The organism is Pseudomonas sp. MWU13-2105 (genome assembly GCF_023242315.1).
In the GTDB taxonomy this organism is placed as follows: domain Bacteria; phylum Pseudomonadota; class Gammaproteobacteria; order Pseudomonadales; family Pseudomonadaceae; genus Aquipseudomonas.
Genome location: NZ_JALLIY010000052.1, coordinates 1 through 2,976, shown reverse-complemented (window position 1 = coordinate 2,976; position 2,976 = coordinate 1). Strand labels below are relative to the sequence as shown.

Annotated in this window: 3 protein-coding genes and 2 pseudogenes; 2 read left to right on the top strand and 3 right to left on the bottom strand. The window is 54.9% G+C overall.

Annotated features, from left to right (window positions below; translation table 11 throughout):
- Positions 1–306 (bottom strand): annotated as a pseudogene (locus M5B96_RS32160) (transposase); the annotation flags it as partial.
- A gap of 233 nt (positions 307–539) precedes the next feature.
- Here M5B96_RS32160 and M5B96_RS32155 point away from each other — a divergent pair.
- Positions 540–1,103, top strand: a complete 564-nt coding sequence (locus M5B96_RS32155) for a DinB family protein (protein WP_248801164.1) — start codon at positions 540–542, stop codon at positions 1,101–1,103.
- Positions 1,104–1,503: 400 nt separating this feature from the next.
- Here M5B96_RS32155 and M5B96_RS32150 read toward each other — a convergent pair whose 3' ends face one another.
- Positions 1,504–1,839 (bottom strand): hypothetical protein, encoded by a 336-nt coding sequence (locus M5B96_RS32150; protein WP_103499541.1) that lies wholly within the window; start codon positions 1,837–1,839, stop codon positions 1,504–1,506.
- Between the two features lie 186 nt (positions 1,840–2,025).
- On the opposite strand from M5B96_RS32150, the pseudogene M5B96_RS32145 reads away from it, so the two are divergent.
- A pseudogene (locus M5B96_RS32145) lies at positions 2,026–2,247 on the top strand (transposase domain-containing protein); the annotation flags it as partial.
- A gap of 2 nt (positions 2,248–2,249) precedes the next feature.
- On the opposite strand, the gene M5B96_RS32140 reads toward M5B96_RS32145, so the two are convergent.
- Complete coding sequence (locus M5B96_RS32140) at positions 2,250–2,816, bottom strand: isochorismatase family protein (protein WP_248801163.1); 567 nt, start codon at positions 2,814–2,816, stop codon at positions 2,250–2,252.
- Between the last annotated feature and the right edge of the window lie 160 nt (positions 2,817–2,976).

The window sequence follows — 2,976 nt, the reverse complement described above, 5'->3', positions numbered from 1 at the left end:
ACTGTACGAAAAGAAATGTCTTAGACACCGCCGCCAGCAAGCCAGTGTGACCATCGCGGCGAAGCTTTCCGCCAGCTTGCAATAGCGTTTTCCTAGGCGGCGGTGTTCCTTGAGCCAACCAAATAACCGCTTTATTACATTCCGCCGCCGATATTTGGGCTTGTCGAAGAGACGCGGCAAGCCGGGCTTTGGCTTGCGCTTCATGTCCCGCAGGGGAATCACCGGCTGCATTCGATAACGATCGCAGTACCGGCGCAACGAGTCAGCGTCCTACCCCTTGTCTGCCAAGAGCCAGCGGCATCGCTTGCAAACACTCTGAACCACCGAAACCTCGCGTACAGCCGGTCGAGATCGTATTGAAGTGTACGATGAGCCAGTATGTTCCCAGTCGTGCAAAGTGGACTTCCATATCCGCCTTCCTGAACCGCCTGACCGCTGCGCCCGGACCCTGGCGAACGAGACCAGCAGAGTAGTCACACCAATCAGGGATACGCTATCCACTATCATTGTGACTCAAGCAAACCTTTAGGCCATTCCCAATGAACAGCTTCCTGGCGCAGGCACAAAACAACCAGTGGTCGAACCGGCGATTGCTTTCCGCATGCTTCGCGTTAAGCCACGAGGAGTACGTGGCTGCACGAACGAGCTTCTTTCCCTCTATCGAACGAACGCTGTTGCATATATTGGACGTGGATCAGTTCTACCTCGCAGCACTGGAGCTTGATCTGGAAGGCCAACGTAAGGAACTCCCTTCAAATTTATCGCTTCATCAGATAGCGCAGCTTCAATCGGCGATAGACATCCGACTGATAGCTTACTGCGAGCGGTTGGATGAGAACTCATTGGGTCGCCAAGCAGAGGTTGTGCGGGCGGAGGGCATAGTACTGGAGCGGGTCGACCGCCTACTGCTGCACCTATTCCAGCATCAGATCCATCACCGGGGACAAGTGCACGCGATGCTGTCCGGCACCCGTGTTGCACCTCCGCAGCTTGACGAATTTTACCTGGATGGAGATCTACCACTACGAGCTTTGGACGAGGATCGGCTTACCTTCCCTCCGACGAACGTTCCATTACGCTCAGCCCCTGACGTTCCCAACTGAGAGGCCTCACCGCATATGACTAAGCGGCTAAACACATAGCACGTGAAGGGGACTGGTCGAGTCAGTAGCACCAAATTTCTCGCGGGGTATAGCGATCCGAGCGAGGGGATCGCTGGCAAAATTGTTAGTCCACTGTGGGTCGGTTGCCGCTGGCAGAAAACGGCCGACTCTGTTGAAAAAGTCGCTCGGCTGCAGAAATGGGGGCCGACTGTTTTCAACAGCATCGGCCGCAAGCGGCCAGTCACTCGGAAGAGAGCGATTTCGTGGGATCTGGCCGATTGCGTCGTGTAGCGTCGCTCGAGCTAATGGGTAGTCTGATGATCAAAGGCTGTTCCAGTGCATGATGAACTGCGTCGAGACAGCACCGGTCTTGATCCAGCAGAACCCGCCAGGGCGATAGTTACTGCACGTTTTTCAGCTTGATTACATCACCGGAGACTTTGGTGGTGTAGCCGCTCAGGACCCAGGCCCAGAACCAATTTTCCTGCACTTGCGTATTGATCATCGCATCGCCCCCCTTGGCCTCGATTGCAGCGTTCTGGGCGCGGACGAAACGGCTGTTCTGGCGGATCGGAATCACACCGAACAACATCAGGCCAGTGGCGGTTGCTTCGCTGTGACCCACCACGGTGTATTGGCTGCTGTCATAGTGCGGCGAGGTTATCGGGGCTCCGGTGCAACCCGCCAGAATCAGGCCGAAAACACCACCGGCTACAACTTTACTGAGGTACTTCACTGAACAACTCCATGGCAGAAATCCCAGGATCCAATTCCGGGGGGCGACACTCTAACCGCCCCGCTGGCCATTTGAAAACAATCGATTCGAAGCGGGCCAAAGGTCAGAGGCTGCTTCTGGCCGTTTTCTGCCTGATGCAACAGGCAGCTATGGGTCGATTGTTACCGTTACAACTTTGGACTACCCGACAACCAGATCCGGCCGTGGGCACTTGGACGCTCAAACTGGTTGTTTGCTGGATCACTGCGCAGCGGTAAACGCGCGGCAGCGATCATGAGTTTGATCCAGTCGGCGCGGCTCAACGGGCATGATCCGTATGCTTATTTGAAGGACGTCCTCACGCGCCTGCCGACGCAACGGGCGAGTGAAATAGGTCACCTGCTACCGCGTCAGTGGGTGCCTACATAACTTCATAGGGGGAGCTGTGCGAGCACTTCGTCCGATGACATAACATCGGCATACTCATCACCGAGTATTGCCAAGGTCAGTTCATGAACGGTTGTGGCGTCCCAGGACTTTCCATGCGCCCCGACGACGGGCACGGCTGTCGTGGCGTCTGAGGGAAGGATGATGCTGTATCCGAGTGCTTTTCCCGCACGGACTGTAGCGTCCATGCTGTTATGAATGACAACGCCCGTCAGCACCAAACGCTTTACCTGCATCCCTTTAAGAATGGCATCCAGTTCGGTGCCAATGAAGGCGCAGTTTTGATGTTTGATGATGACGGTCTCTCCCTTTATCGGGGCAACGTCTTTCTTGATGCCATTCCAGGGGCCATGGACGTAATAGCTGGATGTAGGAGTCTGTTCATCGTGCTTCACGTAAAGAACTGGCCAGCCGTTTGATCGCCAGTGATCGAGAAGGCGTTGGATCACCACCACATACTCAGGATTATTTTTGCCATCCCAATTCGGGCGATCAATGGCATCCTGAACGTCAAGGATAACAAGGGGAATAGGGCTGGATTGATCCTTCATGTAATTTCGTCTCCTTTCGGTGGGGCAAGTAGACAGAGTGTGCTGCAACGAGCCTCTACCAGCAACTGATTGCAGGCGAAACTTGCCTGGGAACTGCTATCCGTGAAGCTCTTCGTAATGACCCTCTAGCTTATGCAAGGTGACTTCGGCAGACGCTTAC